17 protein-coding genes are annotated in these 20866 nt (G+C 45.8%); 11 read left to right on the forward strand and 6 right to left on the reverse strand.

What is annotated here, in order from left to right:
* Nucleotides 1–53: 53 nt before the first annotated feature.
* Nucleotides 54–875, reverse strand: coding sequence for an NAD(P)H-binding protein (locus tag LQZ07_RS17980; protein ID WP_152781762.1), 822 nt, complete (start codon nucleotides 873–875; stop codon nucleotides 54–56).
* A 134-nt stretch (nucleotides 876–1009) separates the two neighbouring features.
* On the opposite strand from LQZ07_RS17980, the gene LQZ07_RS17985 reads away from it, so the two are divergent.
* The 8 genes from LQZ07_RS17985 (at nucleotide 1010) to LQZ07_RS18020 (ending at nucleotide 9006) form a co-directional block, all read left to right on the forward strand.
* Nucleotides 1010–1954 carry an AraC family transcriptional regulator gene (locus tag LQZ07_RS17985; RefSeq protein WP_152781764.1) on the forward strand — a complete coding sequence of 315 codons (945 nt, stop codon included), beginning with the start codon at nucleotides 1010–1012 and terminating at the stop codon, nucleotides 1952–1954.
* Between the two features lie 124 nt (nucleotides 1955–2078).
* Nucleotides 2079–3320, forward strand: coding sequence for a cytochrome-c peroxidase (locus tag LQZ07_RS17990; protein ID WP_152781766.1), 1242 nt, complete (start codon nucleotides 2079–2081; stop codon nucleotides 3318–3320).
* A 150-nt stretch (nucleotides 3321–3470) separates the two neighbouring features.
* On the forward strand, nucleotides 3471–4028 hold the full coding sequence (locus tag LQZ07_RS17995) for a VC2662 family protein (protein WP_152781768.1): 558 nt from the start codon (nucleotides 3471–3473) through the stop codon (nucleotides 4026–4028).
* Between the two features lie 202 nt (nucleotides 4029–4230).
* The gene (locus LQZ07_RS18000; protein WP_152781770.1) at nucleotides 4231–4779 is read left to right on the forward strand and encodes a hypothetical protein; all 549 of its coding nucleotides are present in this window, start codon (nucleotides 4231–4233) and stop codon (nucleotides 4777–4779) included.
* A 174-nt stretch (nucleotides 4780–4953) separates the two neighbouring features.
* Complete coding sequence (locus LQZ07_RS18005) at nucleotides 4954–6765, forward strand: ABC transporter ATP-binding protein/permease (protein WP_152781772.1); 1812 nt, start codon at nucleotides 4954–4956, stop codon at nucleotides 6763–6765.
* Between the two features lie 344 nt (nucleotides 6766–7109).
* Nucleotides 7110–7547: a glutaredoxin domain-containing protein gene (locus LQZ07_RS18010; protein WP_152781774.1), complete on the forward strand. Its 438-nt coding sequence runs from the start codon at nucleotides 7110–7112 to the stop codon at nucleotides 7545–7547.
* Between the two features lie 255 nt (nucleotides 7548–7802).
* A complete protein-coding gene (locus tag LQZ07_RS18015) occupies nucleotides 7803–8564 on the forward strand; it encodes a hypothetical protein (protein ID WP_152781776.1) in 762 nt (253 codons plus the stop codon).
* The gene (locus LQZ07_RS18020) at nucleotides 8542–9006 is read left to right on the forward strand and encodes a hypothetical protein (protein ID WP_152781778.1); all 465 of its coding nucleotides are present in this window, start codon (nucleotides 8542–8544) and stop codon (nucleotides 9004–9006) included. The genes LQZ07_RS18015 and LQZ07_RS18020 overlap by 23 nt, the downstream gene beginning before the upstream one ends.
* Nucleotides 9007–9055: 49 nt before the next feature.
* Here LQZ07_RS18020 and LQZ07_RS18025 read toward each other — a convergent pair whose 3' ends face one another.
* From LQZ07_RS18025 to LQZ07_RS18040, 4 genes are read right to left on the reverse strand one after another with little or no spacing between them, the layout of a single operon-like run.
* Complete coding sequence (locus LQZ07_RS18025; protein ID WP_152781780.1) at nucleotides 9056–11884, reverse strand: FAD-binding and (Fe-S)-binding domain-containing protein; 2829 nt, start codon at nucleotides 11882–11884, stop codon at nucleotides 9056–9058.
* 54 nt (nucleotides 11885–11938) lie between these two features.
* Nucleotides 11939–12604 (reverse strand): lactate utilization protein C, encoded by a 666-nt coding sequence (locus tag LQZ07_RS18030; protein ID WP_227981250.1) that lies wholly within the window; start codon nucleotides 12602–12604, stop codon nucleotides 11939–11941.
* Nucleotides 12604–14067, reverse strand: coding sequence for a LutB/LldF family L-lactate oxidation iron-sulfur protein (locus LQZ07_RS18035; RefSeq protein WP_152781782.1), 1464 nt, complete (start codon nucleotides 14065–14067; stop codon nucleotides 12604–12606). The genes LQZ07_RS18030 and LQZ07_RS18035 overlap by 1 nt, the downstream gene beginning before the upstream one ends.
* Complete coding sequence (locus LQZ07_RS18040; protein WP_152781784.1) at nucleotides 14064–14846, reverse strand: (Fe-S)-binding protein; 783 nt, start codon at nucleotides 14844–14846, stop codon at nucleotides 14064–14066. The genes LQZ07_RS18035 and LQZ07_RS18040 overlap by 4 nt, the downstream gene beginning before the upstream one ends.
* 219 nt (nucleotides 14847–15065) lie before the next feature.
* Here LQZ07_RS18040 and LQZ07_RS18045 point away from each other — a divergent pair, with 219 nt between their 5' ends.
* From LQZ07_RS18045 to LQZ07_RS18055, 3 genes are all read left to right on the forward strand, one after another.
* Nucleotides 15066–15968 (forward strand): LysR family transcriptional regulator, encoded by a 903-nt coding sequence (locus tag LQZ07_RS18045; protein ID WP_152781786.1) that lies wholly within the window; start codon nucleotides 15066–15068, stop codon nucleotides 15966–15968.
* 88 nt (nucleotides 15969–16056) lie between these two features.
* Complete coding sequence (locus tag LQZ07_RS18050; RefSeq protein WP_152781788.1) at nucleotides 16057–16749, forward strand: hypothetical protein; 693 nt, start codon at nucleotides 16057–16059, stop codon at nucleotides 16747–16749.
* A 125-nt stretch (nucleotides 16750–16874) separates the two neighbouring features.
* Entirely contained in the window at nucleotides 16875–17687 is an 813-nt protein-coding gene (locus tag LQZ07_RS18055; protein ID WP_152781789.1) for a M14 family metallocarboxypeptidase, read from the forward strand.
* A 269-nt stretch (nucleotides 17688–17956) separates the two neighbouring features.
* Here LQZ07_RS18055 and LQZ07_RS18060 read toward each other — a convergent pair whose 3' ends face one another.
* Nucleotides 17957–20671, reverse strand: a complete 2715-nt coding sequence (locus LQZ07_RS18060) for a bifunctional acetate--CoA ligase family protein/GNAT family N-acetyltransferase (RefSeq protein WP_152781790.1) — start codon at nucleotides 20669–20671, stop codon at nucleotides 17957–17959.
* Between the last annotated feature and the right edge of the window lie 195 nt (nucleotides 20672–20866).

Genomic DNA, 20866 nt, shown 5'->3' on the forward strand with positions numbered 1-20866 from the left:
AAAGAAAAAGCGAATGCCCAGCATTCGCTTGTTAATGGAGACGTCGATTTTAACTATCGCTGCCAAGCACCTGATGCATGAGCTTCCGCTGCATAGCTAGAGAATGATTTAGGTTTGCGCCCCAAAGCTTGCTCTACCCCCTTGCATAAATGGCTATTTCGACCATCCATTACCGACCCAAATAACTCCCTCATTAGCCATAGCATCTCTGCTGGCATGCCTTGGTTTTTTAGCGCTTCAACAAACTGGCTTACGCTAATTTCGATAAACTCAATGGGCTTATTTTGCGCTTGAGCAACTTGCGTCACGCAGTCGCGCAGGGTTAATAATTCGGGGCCCGTTACTTCAAACAAAGTATTTGCTAAAGCAGGTTTAGTTAAACAAGCTACTGCTACCTCGGCAATGTCGTCTACATCAACAAAAGGTTCGAGAACGTCTGCGGCAGGCAAAGCAACTTGCCCAGCTAAAACAGACTCTATTAAAAAGCCCTCGCTAAAGTTTTGCGAAAACCAACTGGCTCGCACTACATTCCACTTCAAACCGCTATTAATGAGTTGCTGCTCTGCCTGCTCGGCGCCTTGCTCACCTCTGCCCGATAACAACACTAGGTGTTTTATACCGGCTTTTTTAGCCTGTACGATAAACTCCGCAATGTGTTGTTTGGCGGCGGGAACCGCCAAATCGGGTTGGTAAGTTACGTAAGCAGACTCGCAACCCTGTATTGCCTCTAGCCAAGTATCTGGTTTGAGCCAATCAAAAGCTGGAGAGCTTGAGCGGGAAACACCGCGAGTACGTATGCCTTTAGCTTGCAGTAACGATTCTACGCGACGTCCGGTTTTACCTTTTGCGCCAATAATTAAGGTGGTTGCTGTCATCTTGTGCTCCTAAATATCTATTGAAGACCTAGTGTGTTAATCACCTATTTAGTATTTGATAAAGCAACTGGATGTTTAATACCCTTAAAGCTACAATTTTTAACTATTCGTCCAAATTAACGAGATTAAGGGCTATGTCCATCAATCCGGTATTTTTTCCTACTGCTAACGACCCTTTGGGAGAAACGCTGCATCAACTGCGGGTAGATGGCGGTTTATATTGTCGCTCGGTGTTGCGCGGGGACTGGTCTATCTCTATGCCGCTTTTGCCAGGCAAGTTGATGTTTCACATAGTGACTAAAGGCCAGTGCTGGTTGTGTATTAACAATCAAGCTCCGCAACAACTAAAACAAGGCAGCTTGGTATTAATACCGCACACACTTGGTCATACCTTAACGAGTAATCCTCAATTAAGCCCCACACCATTGTTTGAGTCTGGGGTAAAACGCCTAAGTGAGAGATACGAAACCTTAGAGATTAACCAAAGCGGCGAGTTAACAGAGGTAACCTGTGGTGTGCTCGGCTTCGACCAGCTGGCGGCGCAACAACTCATTAAGCAATTGCCGCCAGTATTAAGCCTGCACCAAAGTGAGTTAGAACATCCACAATGGCTTACCAGTACCCTTGACCTTATTACCGCTGAAGCGCAGCAACTTAAACCTGGCGGGGAAACCATCATTACCCACTTGGCCGATATTCTGGTGATACAGCTCATCCGCCATTGGCTTGAACAAGCGCCACAAGCCAGTGAAGGTTGGTTGGGAGCATTACGCGATAAACAAATAGGCATCGCCTTACGGGCGATTCACCACCAGCCAGAAAAAAGCTGGACAGTGGCAAGCCTAGCCCAAGAATGTGGTATGTCGCGCTCAGGGTTTTCTGCCCGCTTTAGCCAACTCATTGGCAACAGCGTTAAAAACTACCTCACTCAATGGCGAATGAACCTCGCTCATCAGCGCTTACAGCAACAGCATGTTCCGTTAATAGAACTGGCCGAAGAGCTCGGCTATAACTCTGAAGCGGCGTTTTCTCGAGCGTTTAAGCGTGTTATTGGTGTCTCTCCCGGTAAAGTGCTTTAACTAATTAAGGGGTTGTTGACTCTAGTATTACCTCACACTATCGCCAGAGATTAGGCAGGTTTACACATCTTTACACTGCAGCTGTTAGTTTAAAAAAAAGGAATTTTTAAGGTACTCGTCAGTGATGATAAAACAGTTTACGACTCAACTTGGTTTGGTACTTTTACTCAGTGCTTGTGGTGGCGGTGGTGAAACAAGCTCAAGTGGTGACAATGCAGAAGTTGCCCCTCCTATCACCGAGCCAGAATCGGCGCTAAACTTACCCGAAGCGCATTTTAATTACGCCAATATTGCCCTACCCACTCACTACACTGAAAACAACTTTCCGGCGCAATCTCAGTTTCAACATGCGGCCATCGAGTTTGACAATACACCAGTAGACAACCCCGTTACCGATGCTGGCGCCACCTTAGGCCGAGTACTGTTCTACGATAAAAAGCTAAGTGCCAACGGCACCACAGCCTGCGCATCTTGTCACTTAGCGGAACATGGCTTCTCAGACCCGCGAGTGCAAAGCATTGGTTTTGATGGCGAACTAACCCGCCGTCATTCAATGAGTATTGTTAACGCGCGTTTTTACTTTAGTGGCACGTTCTTTTGGGACGAACGAGCAGCAACTTTAGAAGAACAAGTGCTTATGCCATTTCAAGATCCGATAGAAATGGGGCTGATCCTCGCAGAGCTAGAAGAAATAGTTTCCAACCAAACTTACTACCCTGCACTGTTTAACGATGCCTTTGGTGATGAGAGCATTTCCAGTGACCGTATTGCTAAAGCCTTAGCCCAATTTGTAAGAAGCATGGTAAGTACTACTGCTAAATATGATGTAGCCAGAAGTGAGGTGCTATCACCACGTGTTGATTTCCCAGGTTTTAGCGCCCAAGAAAACCTAGGTAAAGATCTCTTCTTGTTACCGAGAGAAAATGAAAATGGAGATAGTGCCAATTGCGCAGGTTGCCATGTAAGTGAAGCATTTGTAGGCCCAATACCCAATGGCCCAGTACTTAGAACTACCGCTACGGTAAATGGACTAGATGCGATATCCACCGATGATTTAGGTATTGCAGAAACAACCGGCAATACCAACGACAGCGGAAAATTTAAAGCACCTTCACTGCGCAACATTGCTATTCGCCCGCCCTATATGCACGACGGCCGTTTTGCCAACTTAGAGCAAGTGATAGATCATTACAGCAACGGTATTCAACTACACCCAAACCTAAGAGCCCCACTGTTAGACTCAAATGGCCAAGCCTTCCAATTCAACTTTAATGAAGAGGAAAAGCAAGCTCTCATCGCCTTCTTAAATACCCTTACCGACCATGAGATGTTGGCCGATGAAAAATACAGTGACCCTTTTAATTAGGCACTAAATGTTTACATGGTGCGCATTGTAGATATAAGCATTCTGGTATTCACAACATCACTCACTGCTATATACTGCGCGCCCTTATTGATTGACAACTGCCTTGGTAAAACCACTTATCATACCAATGCGGCTAATGGAGATTTACCTTTGAAAAGATTCATTTCAGCTATCGCGCTTAGCGCCCTAATTTCTGCTCCTGCCTTTGCCGAATCCCCCGTAATGTTCTCAACTATTAACGGCTACAACGCGCCTGATTCAGATGCTGTTGGCGGCGTACGTTTATCAGTACTTCATGGTCAAGTAGACGAAGTAAGAGGTGTAGACTTCTCGGTATTAGGGATGTCTGAAACCAAGCGCACCACCGGCATTAACTTTGGGCTATTTTTTGGTGGCGCTAAAGTAACCGAAGAAATGAAAGGAGCATCTTTAGGTTTATTTAACTGGAATACCGGCTCAACTACCGGTGTTAACTTGGCAGCAGTAAACATTACTAACGATGTAAACGGCCTAAACTGGAGTGCGGTAAACGTATCAGAAGGTTACACCAAAGCAGACTTAGGCTTGGCCAGCATTTCAGAAAAGTCTAACTTCCAGTTGGGTATATTTAACATGACCAAAGAAATCGACGGCGTTCAAATTGGCTTAATCAACTGTGCCGACAATGGCTTCTTTAAGTGCTTCCCAATTTTAAATTTTGCTAAATAAACTCTGCAAAGCTTAATAGCCAAGATTAATCCTAGGCCAGCCTATTTGCTGGCCTTTTTATATCCGCAAATCTCACATCACAGAATACAATAATATTCTGTATTACTTGTATTCCAATCAGTAACATACACGCTTGTGTAAACTAAAAAATAAACCCCACTTGCCTAAGCACTAATCGCCTTAGGCTCGGATAACAGCCAGCATGTACTTACACTTAGGGATTAAGAAACGAAACGCCAAACGGATTGGCTACAGCCGAGATTACTGTAATTACTGTGAGAAACCAGTGATTGCCGAGCTGTGGCGTTATCGCGCTTGGCTAGGTTTGTTTTGGATCCCCATTTTACCGTTAAATAAAAGGCAGCATTGGCTTTGTAGCGAATGTAATAATCAAACCGATAGCCGCTACACCAACGGTTTAGTCTCAAAAGTGGTGATTTTGTTATTTTCGCTGATCGTAACCGGCTTACTATTTGACCCAGAAGCATCGCAACACAGTGACTATATTTGGTGGCTGCGTGGCTTAAGCTTTGCCATCAACATCTTATGCTTTGTTTGGTTGCTTAAACACAAAAAGCGCCCTAGCCACAAACAACGGCGAGCCAAGCTAGAACCACTAAAGGCTGCCCATTGCCACTTTTGCCAAGGCCCTTTGTACATTGGTTTAGAAACCCGCTGTGATGCCTGCCAACTAAAGGTTTATAAAACCGTTAAAGACGCAACAAAGTTAAGTGCTAAGCGCCCTTATTAAACCTGCTTAACAACACTTACAAAGTGACAATTGCTACACACTTCAAAGACTAAGCTTTGCTATTCTAAGCACTTGAAGTCATCGTTATATGAGCAGCACTATCAAGCTTATATTGGGCTTAATCACGCAGTACAAAATAGTTAGCGAAACGCTGGCTACAACCAAGGCTCAGCAATGCAAACGCAAACAAACAACCATGCGCACAACGCCACCCCAAACTCTGTGCAGCCAGAGACAAAAGCTAAAAACCTGCGCATTTTGTTTGAGTTAATTGCTTTTATTCGCCCCTATAAAGTTAAGGTGGCTGGGGCTTTACTAGCACTTATTTTTACTGCGTCACTCACCCTCTCGGTGGGTTACGGGGTGCGCATTTTAATTGATGAAGGCTTCGCCCAGCAGTCGCAACAAGAGCTGGGTAATGCCATTCAATTTATACTTATGGTCACCCTGCTCATTTCTATTGGCACCTTTTTCCGCTTTTATCTGGTCTCTTCGGTGGGAGAGCGAGTAAGCGCCGACATAAGGCTAGCAGTGTTTAATCACGTAATTACCTTGCACCCAAGCTACTTTGAAACCAACGGCAGCGGCGACATTATGTCGCGTATCACCACCGACACCACCTTACTGCAAAGTATTATTGGCTCGTCGTTTTCCATGGCTATGCGCAGTGCCTTAATGTGTGTGGGCGCAATAATCATGCTGTTTGCCACCAATATAAAGCTCACCCTTATTGTATTAGCCTCGGTGCCCTTTATCTTAGTTCCTATCCTGATTTACGGCCGACGTGTTAGAGCCCTCTCACGCCAAAGCCAAGACTCAATGGCCGATGTAGGCAGCTACGCAGGCGAAGCCATTGAGCAAATAAAAACGGTACAGAGTTACAGTAACGAAGCCCAAGAAAGCGCGCTATTTTCAAAAGAAGTAGAAAAAGCCTTTGAAGTAGGCAGACAGCGAGTTAAACAACGTGCCATCTTAATCTCTGGCGTTATCGTGATTGTATTTAGTGCCATTGCCGGCATGTTGTGGGTAGGCGGAAGCGATGTAATAAACGGCGTGATGTCGGCCGGAGATTTAGCCGCCTTTGTGTTTTATGCCATTATGGTTGCCTCTTCCTTAGCGACCATTTCAGAAGTATTAGGCGAATTACAACGCGCCGCAGGTGCCACCGAGCGCTTAATTGAAATTCTGCAAGTTAAAAGCCACATTACCGCACCTAGCCAAGACCTTGCCTCAGCTAACAGGTTAAACGCCGAAGTGGCCTTTAAAGATGTCACATTTCACTACCCTTCTAAGCCCGATATTGCAGCAACAGAGCAACTCACATTAAAGGCAGATAAAGGCAAAGTACTGGCACTAGTTGGGCCATCGGGCGCTGGTAAAACCACCCTGTTCGAATTGCTGCAACGCTTTTACGACCCGCAAATAGGCGAAGTAAGTTTAGGCGGCGTAAACATTCGCCAACTAGAACCTGCAGCGCTGCGCCAACACATGGCCTTAGTGCCACAACACCCAGCCCTGTTTAGCAGCGACGTATTCCACAACATTCGTTATGGCAATCCCGATGCCAGCGACGAACAAGTAATAGAAGCAGCTAAAAAAGCCCACGCTCATGAATTTATTATCCAATTGCCACAGGGCTATAACAGCTTTTTAGGCGAGCGAGGCGTGCGATTATCTGGTGGCCAACGCCAGCGCATTGCTATCGCTAGAGCTATATTAAAGAACCCAAGTATATTGTTACTAGACGAAGCCACCAGCGCCCTAGACAGCGAAAGCGAACACCACGTTCAGCAAGCCCTGCAAGAGTTAATGAATAAGCGAACTACCTTAATTATTGCTCATCGCCTCTCAACCATTCAGCACGCCGACAAAATCGCAGTAATGGACCAAGGCCGCTTGATTGATGTTGGCGATCACCAATCTCTGCTGCAAAGCTGCCCGCTATATCAACGCTTGGTAGAGTTGCAGTTTAAGCATCAACTGTAACTAAAATTAGCTAAGCCCTAGCCTTAGGAAAAACTTATAGGCTCACACAGTGTTATTGGTTTTAAGCCATTTTTAAGACTTTAGTGCGCTAAGTTTTACGTTTCTAGACTTGATGTGAACAAATTTCAAGCATACTATCAGCCACTTAAACTTATTGATAAAACGCACATTATATTAACTATGCATGCGGATTCGACTCAAAAGTGTATTGAGTCGTACTCGTTTATCTTCAATAAAATCTAATAATTAGTCGCGCGTGTTCTCACCTGTTTAAGGTGATAAACACGCTTGGGGCTACGTAAATGTAATTTGACTAAATTTAGGCTTTACGAATAGGGTTATTAATGAATCACTTGTCACCAAAATCACTTTTAGTAGTTGTTTCACTTCTATTTGTCGGCACTTCCTATGCTGAAGTATTCATGTGGACCGATAGCCAAGGTGTAGTTCACTTTGGGGGGCAGCCGCCTAGTGAAGGAACATCAGAAAATGTTGTCGTCGATGTTATAAAACCCTCATCAGTCGAGAGTAACGAGCCAAAAATCAAGCAAAAAGAAATTGTAATGTATGGAGTTAAATGGTGTGGGTACTGTGAAAAAGCTAGAGCTTATTTTAAGCAGGAAGGCCTTAAGTTTGTCGAGTATGACGTAGAGAGCCGCCCAAGTAAAATGCGTGAATTTAAGAAGCTAGGAGGAACCGGGTATCCTCTGATCTTAATAGGGAAAGATGAGCAGATGACTGGGTTTAGTGTCTCTCGTTTTGAGCGTATTTACAAAATATAAACGGTTTATTAGTTGTGCGCCTCTAGTGTTCAGACGCGATAAACGCGCATGCGCACTATACATATTTTAATCTACCAAGCCACTAAAAATATGATGGATAAAAGTCTGAGGAAGTAAATACTACAACTTAACTTTAACAAGGCTATTACTGTAGCTAGCCTGATCAATCAGTAAGCGCCAAGACTTAATTGACAATAACATCAAATAAAGGCATGTTGTTTTTTGACAGATTGCAGAAATGAATAAGCGTATTTTATGGATAAAAAATTCACCCAAGATGTTACCAATAACCATCAACTTGTTTACGTCTTAGAAAGTAATCAAGTTAAAGAATTTTATGAACAAGCAATCAAAAATCAGATTGTATCAGGAACTCGCACTGCTGCCGGGCTAACCGCTACTGGTAATGATCTAGTCACCCTTACAAAACTAATTAGAGATCTAGGTTTTTCAGGTAAAGTTTATGAAAAAGTAGTGAATGGAAAAGTCTACATTGTTTTTAAAGGCAGACCTGGTCAACGGCATATCTTTACTGCTGCCAGATATTTATCAACAAACACAAAAGTGGTCGACATGGCTGTCGGTAAAGCAGCGATTAAATCCTCTGCTAGAGCCGGGGCAAGACTAACATTCATTTTGACCGTACCTATTATTATTTTAGAACACCTACTAAAAGACCAATTTCTATTAAGTGAATTAGTTGCAGACCTAGCGGTTTCATTAGTCAAAGTTGGTATTTCGGCAATTGTGGGTGCAATCGCAGCTACTGCTGTTGGCACTGTAACGACTTTAGCTGCTGCTCCATTAGCAATTGCCATTTTTGTAGGTTTACTTGTTGGCTGGGGTCTTGATAAGTTAGATAGCAAATATGGAGTTACTCAAAAGCTAGCGGCTTTGTTACGAGAAATTGAAGACAAAACTCTGGGTGAAGTGAATAGGTCGATGTGGAAGCTCGAGAAAATATTACGTTGGCAAATTCTAAACAATCAACCGGTTGGAAAGGGAATTTTTTATTAATACACTCATGAAAAATACAAGAGCATTAAAAAGAAGCTTAGCTTTGTTATTCGCTGCGTTGGCTTCTTTCAATATAAATACTGTTATAGCGGCTAACTCTAGCGAGGTACATATTGGTTGCATGTTAATCAATGAAGCTTTTATTGATGGAGAACCTGCGGTTATACCTATACCAACCATAAGCTTATTAGCCAAAGCTGCGGGTGACTCTCAGTCAATTCTGCGTAACAAAGCGCTAAGCATCGAGATTAAAACTGCAGGGATATTAGAAACCAGCTTAAACAAGCCATTTGTAAGCCAGTTCCTTGCAGAAATAAATCACCAAGGCTTAATTACCACTGTTAAAAGTGCGCCAAGAAACAAAACAGATGATGATTTTTCCATTCATTTAAATCTAAGAAACGCTAAAGGAGAGCTTACTTTAGAGTGTTTAAGCCAATAAAAGTAAAGCGAATAAGCCTCAACTTATTCGCTTACTAACACTCGTCTCTCTACAAACTCACTTCATCTACCAAGTACAATATCGATTGATACACCACGCCGCTGTGTTGTGATAAGCCTATTTCGCAAGTTCGGCTGTTGCTGTAGCCGCGGCTGCAACCTTCTGGTACTTGCGCTTTTAGTGGGGCTAGCGCGGCTTGATTTAACTCGGGAGTGGTAAAGCCTTTGTCGCCTGCCCAGCCGCAGCAATAGATATGCTCAGGCAGTATCGCTTGCTTAGCACAGCGCTTGGCAATGCTTAACAATGGGTCGTGCATGTCCATTCGCCGTGAACTACAAGTTAGGTGCAGCATAACCGGTTCATCAAGTTGGGCAATCTCTAACTTGTCTAGCGCGTGCTGGTGAATAAAACCGATGGGTTCGTGAATATCCAGGTCACGCTCAAACTGTTCTTTACTGCGTTTAGCACAAGGGCTAGTGTCCATAAGTACTGGCCAACGGCCATGTTCACTTAACTGCCATATAGTGTCTTCTAATTGCTGTGATTTACTGCTAGCAAGATCAAACATGCCTTTACTGTGATAAGGCATCCCGCAACATAGCTCGTCACCATTACCGGGAATAAGCACTTCATAGCCAGCTTTTTCTAGCACACTGCAAGTCACTTCCAGCAAAGGGCGTGGGTCGATAGCATCAGCGGGCGGTGCCATAGTGCGCGAGGCACAAGACGGAATATACACCACCTTTTGTTTATGAAAGCGCGCTTGAGGTGGTTGATACTTGGCCCGACGCGGAAAACTAGGGTTCCAAGTAGGCACCTTACCCGCCGATACCTTAGTAATGCCTTTGCTAATAGCACCTAGGGCTTTGTCGCCCAGTATTTTATGGCCAAGCTCTGCGGTACCTAAACCTAAACGTGTCATTGTAGCGACGCTAGAAAAGTGCTCGGCAGTCCAACGGGCAATGTTTTGATGTTTAGCATAATGTTTTTCGCGCAGCTTACGCACCAAATCGCCGGTGTTAATGCCTACAGGACAACAGTCGGCACACAAACCTACTGCTGCACAAGTATCTACGCCTTGGTACTTAAAGTCTTTTTCTAGCTCGGCCAAACGCAGAGGTTTGTCGCCAGTTCGGCGTAATTCGCTTAATTCTCGGTACAGAACGATGCGTTGCCGCGGGCTTAAACTTAGGCTGCGCGAAGGGCAAACCGGTTCACAAAAACCGCATTCAATACATTTATCCACTAAGTCATCGGCGGCTGGCATCGGTTTTAAGTTTGCTAAGTGGGCTTGGCTGTCATCATTAAGAATAACGCCGGGATTAAGCAAACCTTGTGGGTCAAACAATTGCTTAATTTGTTGCATAAGTGCAATGCCTTCGGCGCCCCACTCTAGCTCAACAAAGGGTGCCATGTTGCGGCCAGTGCCATGTTCGGCTTTTAGAGAGCCTTGATATTTAACCGCCACCAGCTGGCTGACTTCATCCATAAAACGGCCATAACGTGCCACTTCATCCGGGTCTTCGAAGCCTTGGGTGAATACAAAATGCAGGTTACCAGCTAGCGCGTGGCCAAAAATAATCGCTTCGTGATAACCATGTTTGGTGAACAATGCTTGCAGCTCGTTCACGCCATTGGCTAGGCGCTCTACTGGAAAAGCCACATCTTCGATAATTACCGTTGTGCCGGTTTCTCGCACCGCGCCCACAGCAGGAAACATACCTTTGCGAATGGCCCACAAGGCAGCCGTTTCTGAAGATTTAGTGGTAAACGCAACCTCACCGATGCGGGGGAAATTAAGCAAACTGTCCATCACTTGCTGGCACAATTGGCTTAATTCATCGGCTTGGCTACCACGCGTTTCCACTAGTAAAGCGCAGGCTTGATTATCTAGGTCGGCGATAAACTTGGGCATACCCGCTTGGTTAGCCACTGATGCTAGCGCGCGGCCATCCATTAACTCAACTGCCGCAACCGCTTGCTTGGCTAATACTTCTACCGCTTTACAGGCCACATCACTATTTTCGAACACCAACAACGTTGAGGCTTTATGCGGATGCTCCACTACAGTGTTGTAGGTGAGCTCAGCGATAAAGGCCAAGGTACCCTCTGAGCCAATCATCAAGTGCTGCAAAATATCGAAGGGGTCGGTAAAGTCCACCAGCGCGTTTAAGCTATAACCCGTGGTGTTTTTTAGTCGATATTTATGGCGAATTTTGTCGGCTAAAGCGGTGTTTTGTTGGGTGGTTTGAGCCAACTCGCTCAGCTGATTTAACAAGCTAGCATGGCTTTGCTTAAAGGCCGCTACACTTTGTGGGTCAGCGGTATTAAGCACCGTTCCGTCGGTAAGTACCAAGGTAATTGATGCCATAGTGTGATAAGAGTTTTGAGCGGTGCCACAACACATGCCCGAGGCATTATTGGCCGCAATGCCACCAATTTTACAAGCATTAATCGAAGCTGGATCGGGGCCAATTTTTCGCTGAAAAGGGGCTAAATAACGGTTGGCGTCGGCGCCTATAACCCCTGGTTGCAGGCTAATTTTGTTGCCGTTATCCAATATTTGATGAGAGCGCCAATCATCACTAAGCAGAATAAGCACTGAATCACTGATCGCTTGCCCCGACAAACTGGTACCTGCAGCACGAAAGGTATAAGGCAGCTGCAAGTTTGCGCAGCTGGCCATTACTAATTGCAGTTGCTCTAAGGTGTTAACTTTAACCACCAGCTGCGGAATTAAGCGGTAAAAACTAGCGTCGGTTCCATAAGCTAAAGTTTGTGCTTCACTGGTCATTAGCTGCTCGGGAGCAAGCGTAAGTGACAAGTGCTCAAACAATTGTTGGTAAGGTCCGTCTAACTCGGTATGTATTTGAGTCATGTTTTTGGCTGCTCCACTGCTTCTGCTTGGTGTTAAAAATTGGTTTAATCTCGGCTACTCGCCACTTATCACAATCACAATTAGCTGGCAGGGGCCGTGTGCACCATAAGCTAAGGTTTGCTGAATATCGGCGGTTTTAGACGGCCCCGATATCAGCACTACGTTACTTGGCAATCCTTTATGCCAATGTTGCTCGCTGATTAATTGGCTAAGATTATCGACAATTTGGCTGGCTTTAATCACGGCCACATGACACGGCGCAATCAGCGATAAACTACGGGGCTCATCGGCACTGGGTTTAAGCACTAAAGTGCCGGTATCGGCAATGCCGGCTGCACAGCCAGTAAAAGTGACATCGGTACTATCAAACAAGGCAGTTTTAAGCTGCTCAAAAGGCTGCAAAAAGTGGTTTAGTTGTAAGTGTTCTGCAAGCGCTAAACTAAAAGCTTTGCTCCATTCGCCGTCTTCCCCACATAGCGCAGTTTGCCATTGGTGCTGTTGCTGTAACTCCAGCAAACAAGCTGATAATTGCTTAGCATTGTCTAGGATAATTACATCAGCATGGGCGGCCATTAAGCTTTGTTCAAAACGGGCTAAAGCCTGCTCTGGTGAAGAAGCCTGCCAGGCATTAGCACTGGTTTGGTTTATCGGTGCTAAGGCCGAAACTGCAGCCAAGCGCTGCATAATGTTTTGCTTGGCATTTGAGTTACTCACCGCCATTAGCGTGCTCCTCCAGTTGCTGAACGAGTTACCGACTTGCTAGCACGGCGCTTCATTGTTTGGTGAAAGGTTTGGCTGGCTAACTCAGGTTTATTACGACAACGCGTCCACTCTCCCATTGGCATAGGCAAATATTTGGCAAGCTTTACACCAACAGCCATAGCCCAATTGTAGATACTAGGATGAGTACTCAACCAAGCCCACATCCGCCACGCGGTGTGCTCTGTCCAACTAGCAGCGCTCGCTTGACCTTTCAAACTTGGCGTTTGCTCGGCAGCGGGCAGCTTTGCATCATGACGCAAGCGCTGCAACAAACTAGGAATGGGGATCTTAACCGGACACACTTCTTCACAGGCACCACACAAGCTTGAGGCGGTTACCAGGTCGCTGGTTTGCGCTAAACCCTGTAAATGGGGCGAAATTATTTTCCCAATAGGGCCTGGGTAAGTGGTGCCGTAGGCATGGCCACCAACACGGGTATAAACTGGGCAATGGTTCATACAGGCACCACAGCGAATACACTGCAGGGTTTTACGCAAGGCTTCGTCGGCATAGGCTTGTGAGCGACCATTATCGAGCAATACCAAATGCACTTCGTTTGGCCCGTCTCGCTCTGGCGCACGTCGTGGACCAGAGATCATATTGAAGTAAGTGGTAATATGCTGGCCAGTCGCCGAGCGAGTTAAAATGCTAAATAGTGGTGGCACATCACTTAAAAACTCCACCACCTTCTCAATACCAGTAACCGCAATATGCACTGGTGGCACGGTAGTGGTCATGCGGCCATTACCTTCATTTTCAACCAAACATAAGGTGCCCGTTTCAGCCACCGCAAAGTTCACCCCAGATATGCCCACTTCTGCTTGCTTAAACTTGGTGCGCAAGGCCTCGCGGCCGGTTTGGATTAACTTGTCTACCGATAAGGTGTAATCAAAGTCTTTAATATGTTGCTGAAATAAATCGGCTACTTGCTGCTTATTTTTGTGAATGGCCGGCATGATAATGTGAGAGGGCGTTTCTTTGGCCAGCTGCACAATGTACTCACCCATATCGCTCTCTACACATTCAATGCCTAGGCCTTCTAGATGTTGGTTAAGCTCGATCTCCTCTGTCACCATGGATTTGCCTTTAACGACCTTAGTAGCGCCTTGGCTTTGAATTAACTCGGCAATTAACTGTTGAGCTTGCTTGGCATCTTCGGCCCAATGCACTTGTATGCCATTGGCTTGGCAGTTTTTCTCTAACTGCTCTAGTAGCTGCGGTAACTTGCTTAAACAGCGCTGGCGAATGTTCTCGGCGTGTTCACGCAATTGTGCGAGCTCTTGCGGATCGCTAAACGCGTCTTTGCGCTTTTGTTGCAAATAATCCATGGCGCCGCGAAAGTTGCTGCGTAAGGTTTGATTGGCTAAGGCATCGCTAGCTTGTTGTTTAAACTGGCTCGCTTGGTAATGCTGTACACTCATGCTTTAGCTTCCTTGGTACGTTGCCATAAAAAGCTCGCGAGGTGCTGGCCGTTAAAGCGACTGGCTTCTCCTCGATAGGCCAAATGTCCATTAATGTTAGCTAAGCAGCCCCAATCGGCACTAACTAAATAGCTGGCACCAGAGCCTTGCAAATGCCTGGCTTTGTCTTCCACCATGGCTTGACTTATCTCGCTATGGCGCAGCGAGAAGCTGCCGCCAAAACCACAACATTCGCTTTCGTATTCGGCTTTTTTAAGTTCTACTTTATCCAGCTGAGACAGCAAAGCTTGCGAGCTGGCATGGATCCCCAACTCTCTTCGCCCACTGCATGAGGTGTGTAACACAACCGAGGTTAAGGCCCCTTGGTCGTGTAATTTTACCCGGCAAATATGGGCTAAAAATTCGCTAAACTCAAAAACTCGTTCAGCAAATGCTTCCGCTTGGTCGGCGTAAATATCATCATTAGCAAATAAGTGGGGATAGTGCTTAAACATCATTCCGGCACAAGAACCCGACATCACGACTATTGGATAATCTTCCGGAAATAGCCCCATTTGGCTTAAGGCAACGGTTTTTGCTTGTTCTTGGTAGCCAGAGGTATAGGCAGGTTGGCCACAGCAGCTTTGTTTTTCTACCCAAATAACCTCTACCCCTTCTCGTTCAATTAGTTCTATGGCGGCAAGGCCACCTTCGGGATCGAGCAGGTCTAGCAAACAAGTTGCGTAGAAATACACCTTACTGGGTTTGCTGGGGTATATCCTTAATCCCGTTTCACTCATCCCTTTCCCTTACTAATAAACAACCAGCTATAAAACAAGGTTTAGCTTTTCAGCTTTGATTTTAGTTAATCCTGCTCCGGCGGAAATCAGACCTTAGTGCAAGTAAACCGTGAAGTACCAAGCAAGCCTTAGCTAAAACCACACTTTTAATTAACATTTACTTTACACCCTGGTGATTTATCCATATATAGAAACAAAGAAATTAATTATTTCCAAAATATGCCAAATGTAGATGATTTGATTTTATTTGCCGACGTGGTTGAGCAAGGCTCGTTCTCTCGGGTTGCAGAACAGCGCGAGTTAACTAATTCGGTAGTGAGCAAGCGCGTGGCTCGTTTAGAACAACAACTGGCGGTACAACTGCTCTATCGCACTACCCGTAAACTCACACTCACCGAGGCCGGCCAAGCACTATATAGCCAAGCCAAACACATTGCGCTTAGTGCACAAGAAGCCTTTGCCGAAGTAGGTGAATATGGCGAAAGCCTAAGCGGCAAGATCCGCATTAGTGTGCCAACTATCTCGGGGGAACTGCTGCTTGCCGAAGCCTTAGCGGCATTTAGCGAACAACACCCAGAAATTAGCATTGAGATGTCGATGGATAATCGCTTTGTAGACTTGCTAGAAGATGGATTTGATTTGGTGATTCGCACCGGTAGCTTGCCTGACTCATCATTAATTGCCAGACATATCATCGACTCGCATTGGGTGGTGGTAGCCAGCCCAGCTTACTTAAAACAACATGGCACTCCCAAAGCCCCAGATGAGCTTAAACAACATCGCTGCCTAAGTTATAGCTATCAAGAAGGTGGCGCCGAAGACTGGTTATTTAAAGTGAAAGAGACCACTCAAGCCATTCGTATTAACAGCGGCTTTAGCACCAATAACGCGCGAGCATTACGCAAAACCGCGTTAGCTGGGCATGGTTTAATTTACGTACCACGCTGTTTGGTGTACCAAGATTTAGCCAAACAAGACTTACAAGAAGTGCTAACAGGCCAAGCTGCAAAGGTGCTAGGCATTTACGCCATGTATCCTTTTACCCGCCAGCAGCCGAAAAAAATCAAATTGCTGATTGAACATATTCGACAGCACTACCTAGCCATTTCGGAGTATTTTTAGGCATTAAACACAAAATGATCAAATAACAACCAGCGTTATTAAAATGCCCTCTATACTTTGCTTAAGCCAATAAAACGCTTGAGTAATAATGCCAACTCGATTGTTAATACTAAGCTTTTTGTTCACGCCTTTTTTCATTAATGCAGCGGCATTGATGAAAGTAGCCGTGCTCGACTACGACCTTGACTCCGGTGAAGATGAGCCCGGTTTAGATTATTTAGTAGAGGCCGCCGCGCAAATAGATATTGAGCTGGAACTTATCCCTCTGCCGGAAGCGCGCGCCCACCGCTTAGTGCAAAGTGGTGAGTTAGATGGCGAGGCTTTCCCCTACGAAATTCCTACCCGTGATTCCAGCCACATGATAAAAATAGATGTGCCCATCGAGAGCTCATCATTATGGATTTGGGTTCCGCGCGACCAAAACTGCGTGAATGACCCAAACCAGCTAAGTAACTTTAAGCCGGTAGGTTTAAATGGAATACCCTATTTTGATATCTTTTATCAATTATCAGAAATGGGGTTTGAGAAAGTATCTACCCCGCACATAATGGTGGAAATGCTTCGCCGCGGCCGCGCAGATTACTTCCCAGCAACCAAACGCTCCATAGAGTTCTTACTTGATGAAACCGATCAGGCGCTAATTAAACCTTGCTTTAATGAGCCCTTCATTACCATAACCAGCTACTTTTACTTGAATGAAAAACATCACGCAATTGCCGATTTGTTTCAACAAGAACTCGCCGAAGTAGTAAGCCTTCACCCCGACGATGACGACGATTAAACACTTAAGCTAAAGCGCTAATTCCTTTTAGAAAAACAAGTAAATACCGCGCAAGACTAGAGCCTAAGCAAAAGTACTGGTAGTGTTCGTTTAAGCAATCACTTAACCATGCAGGAGCTTAGGTTTTGAGCCGTTCTTCATTCCAACAGTTTCATTGGCAGTCTCAGCAGTTTGGCTGTGCCAGCAATGACATCGATAGATTCTATTCATTACTTCATGAACAAATGCAGCGTTTAGGCATGCAACAGCAAACACTTGGTAAAATTGAAAGCTACCCTGTTGATTTATATAGCTCTGCGGCGCCCAAGCAACATTTACCTAATATTCTTATTAGCGCGGGCTTTCATGGAGAAGAAGCAGCTGGACCATGGGGAATGCTAAAGTTTCTTAGCCAGCTTAACGATGATGTATTTCTATCTGTAAACCTAAGCCTATTGCCGCTAGTAAACCCTACTGGATTTAAAGCTGGACATCGCTTTAACCAATATGGCGAAAACCCCAATCGCGGTTTTGGAGTAGCCGATGGCACTGCGCTTGAAACCGAAGAAAGCTCTAAAGAAGGCAAGTTACTGATTAAGCAACAAGCGCAGCTAAAGGCATTAAGCAGTGACGGCATACTGACCTGCCACGAAGATGTATTGCAACACCACTGCTATGTGTATTCTTTTGAACCAGAGCAAGATGCAGGGCCTTTTAGCCTAGGTTTGCGAGATAGTTTAGCGCAGTACTTTAAGGTGGCCGAGGACAACAGCATTGACGGTTGCCCACTGGACAATGGTTTGATTCACAACCATTACGACAGCTCCTTTGAATCTTGCTTAGTGCGCATTGGCGCTAAACGCGGCGCGTGCAGCGAAACCCCTGCACTAGAAGATTTTGACCAGCGCATTAATGCTAACTGCGCTGTGATGCAAAAGTTTGTTATTTCAAGCCAATAACTAAATAGCCGCTAACTAGGGTCTGTTGATCTTTGCTGATGGTTTTTGCAGTTATTTATTAGCCATTTAGGCAAGGCAGTGAGTGTGCAGTTAAGTGGGCTTAATAATCACTCGCTAACGCTGAATAAATGGCTAAGAAATGCTGCCCGAAAGGTTCGGATAAGCGAACTTTACTCTTTGTTAAGCACTTCTTGCTTAGCCCACTAGGCTTCTAAGTGCCCGCCGCGATTAAAGCCCGCTTATCTCGAACAAAATTTCAACACCAAAGATCAACAGACCCTAGCCTCTGCTGGGGGATTGTTTTGTAGCTCAAGCTGCATTTCAATTACCCCATCTTCCAATTCAAACTTCACTTTAAAACCAAGGTGTTTGGCTAAACCCGCCATGCCGCGGTTTTGGATCATGGTCATGCCACTTAAGGTTTGGGTGCCCATTTGTTGATAGTAGCGAATCATCTTTTGCAGCAAGTGTTTACCTAAACCTTGGCCTTGCAAATCGCTTCTCACCACCATGGCAAACTCGGCATCTAAGTTGTCGGGATCGATGCTGGCGCGCACTACTCCTAGTATCATCCGGTCGTCTTCGGCTTGCTCATCTACCGCAATAAAGGCCATTTCTCTGGCGTAATCAATCTGAGTGAGCAAGGCCATTTCTTCATGGGTCATTTGCCCACGCGCGCCAAAGTAACGCTTGTAGCGATCTTCTTCGGTAAGTGATGAATCGAAAGCTAAGTGGTTAGGCTCGTCTTCAGGCAAAATCGGGCGAAGTAATACTTTGGTGCCACTTTTGGTCTGGCAATACTCTTCCAGCTCTTTGGGATAAGGGCGAATAGCAAGACGCTGGCTTGAGCGCTGATCGTTTTTTTGCAAACGCATATTCACGTCAAGCAAGGTTATGTTATCGCCAGCAGCCAGCACCGGATTAAGATCTAAGCGGGCAATCTCTGGGCAATCGATAATCAAGTTTGATAGCCGAGTTAACATGCTACAGAGCGCCTGCATTTTCAATCCGTTAGGCAAGCGCCTGTCTCGTATTTTTTCTGCTTTAAGTGCCGAAATAACTAAATAACGCGCCAAACTCATATTAAGTGGCGGAAGTGCCACCGCTGCATCTTGGGTTTCGTCCCACTCAGAGCCGCCTTCGCCCAAGAAAATAGCAGGGCCAAATACTGGGTCATTAATTACTGCCACACGCAGCTCTTGTGCGCCAGCAGTTAAGGCCATTCGTTGCAGGATCATGCCTTCAACCTTGGCTTGTGGATAGGCTTGCTTGACCCGGTCGAGCATAGATTCTGCGGCTATTTCTAGTTCATGCTGGTTATTAATATTTAAGCTCACCCCATGCACATCAGATTTGTGCAATATATCGGGCGACTGAATTTTTAAGGCTACCGGGTAGCCAATGGTGTCGGCGCAACTAATGGCTTCTTCAACATTGTGCACAAACCAAGTGTCAATGGTTTGCAAGCCATAGGCATGCAACAAGGGCTTGGCATCATGAGTTTCCAGCACAAAAATATCTTTAGCAATCGCTTGCTGGAGCAACTGTTTAGCACCTTGATCAACTAAGGTTTTGTCGGTAGTGCTGGGGGTTTCTGACAACAACTTTTGGTTGCGACGAAACTCAACCATATGCATAAATGCTCCCACAGCCCCTTCGGGGGTGCGGTAGGTAGGAATGCCTGCTTTAGTGAAGGCCAACCGACCAGAATAGGCGGTTTCTTCACCCATCCAATTGGTAAGTATATTGAGGCGACGCGCCTTGCTATCTTGCTTAATCACATTAATTAAAGCATCGGCGGTGGACTCTGCTCCCGCCAGCGCCGATGGTGCATGCATTAACAGCAATGCATCTGCTTCGCCTGAGCTTGCAACGATGTCTAAGGCTTTGGCATAACGGCTTGGGTCTGCGTCGCCAACAATATCTAAGGGGTTCTGCCCCGACCATGCGCTAGGTAGCACCTCAGACAGCTTAGCCAAAGTATCCTCCGAGAACTCTGCCAGTTTCCCCCCACGCTCCATCAAGGCATCAACCGCCAGCACCGCTGGTCCGCCGCCGTTACTCAAAATGGCCAAACGCTCACCTTGCAAAGGATTGGCGTAAGTCAGCGTTTCTACCGCAGCAAACAGCTCATGCAGGTCTTTTACGCGTAACATACCAGCACGCTTAAATGCCGCGTCGTAAACCGCGTCGTTACCCACTAGTCCGCCGGTATGCAGGGCTGCCGCTTGCGCGCCTAAGCGACTGCGGCCGGACTTAATCACCAATATGGCTTTGTTACGAGAGGCTGCTCGAGCCGCCGACATAAAGCGCTGGGTATCCTTCACCGAGTCGATATACAGCATAATCACTTGGGTTTTGGCATCTCTGGATAAGAAATCGAGCAGTTCGCCAAAGTCGATATCTAAGGCATCTCCCAATGAGATAAAGGAGGAGAAGCCAATGCCCTTGTTGTTTGCCCAATCGAGCACGGTTGTGCACACAGCAGCAGATTGCGACACAAAGGCTATCTTGCCTGGCTGGCTATTGGCGTGAGCGAATGAGGCATTTAATCCAATATTAGGTAGCATTAAGCCTAAGCTGTTTGGCCCTAAAATACGCATGCCGTAACGCTGGCCAAAGGCCAGAACCTGTTCAGCAATAGTTTGCTCTTGGCCGTCTAATTTAATATCTAAACCGCCGGCTGTAATAATCGCGGCTTTGCAGCCAAATTGGCCAAGCTTTTCCACAACCTCTGGCAAACGGCTAGCGTTTACACAAATAATGGCGAGGTCTGGGCGCTGAGGGAGCTTCTCGATACTGGGATAAGCCAGTACACCTAACACCGCTTTATATTTAGGGCTCACCGGCATAACGGGACCATTAAAGCCGGCGCTCATTAGGTTTTTCATTACCACATTGCCAGGGCGTGAGGCACGATTAGATGCACCAATAACCGCGATAGACTTTGGCGAAAACAAATCATGCAGCTTGCGTTGACTCATTAGCGGGATCTCTTTGGCTGAACTTAAGCAATTATGCTCAAGTGTAACGTGTATCGACTAAGACTAAAGTATTCATTGTTCACACAATTTACATCGCTAGACCAAGGTAGTAGTAGGCGTGAGCTGAATAATAAGAGTGACTAGGAGCCAGATAATCTAATTACCCACAAAAAATACGACTATTGAGCAACATTA

Origin of the sequence: Agarivorans sp. B2Z047 (assembly GCF_023373605.1) — a bacterium.
In the GTDB taxonomy this organism is placed as follows: Bacteria; Pseudomonadota; Gammaproteobacteria; order Enterobacterales; family Celerinatantimonadaceae; genus Agarivorans; species Agarivorans albus.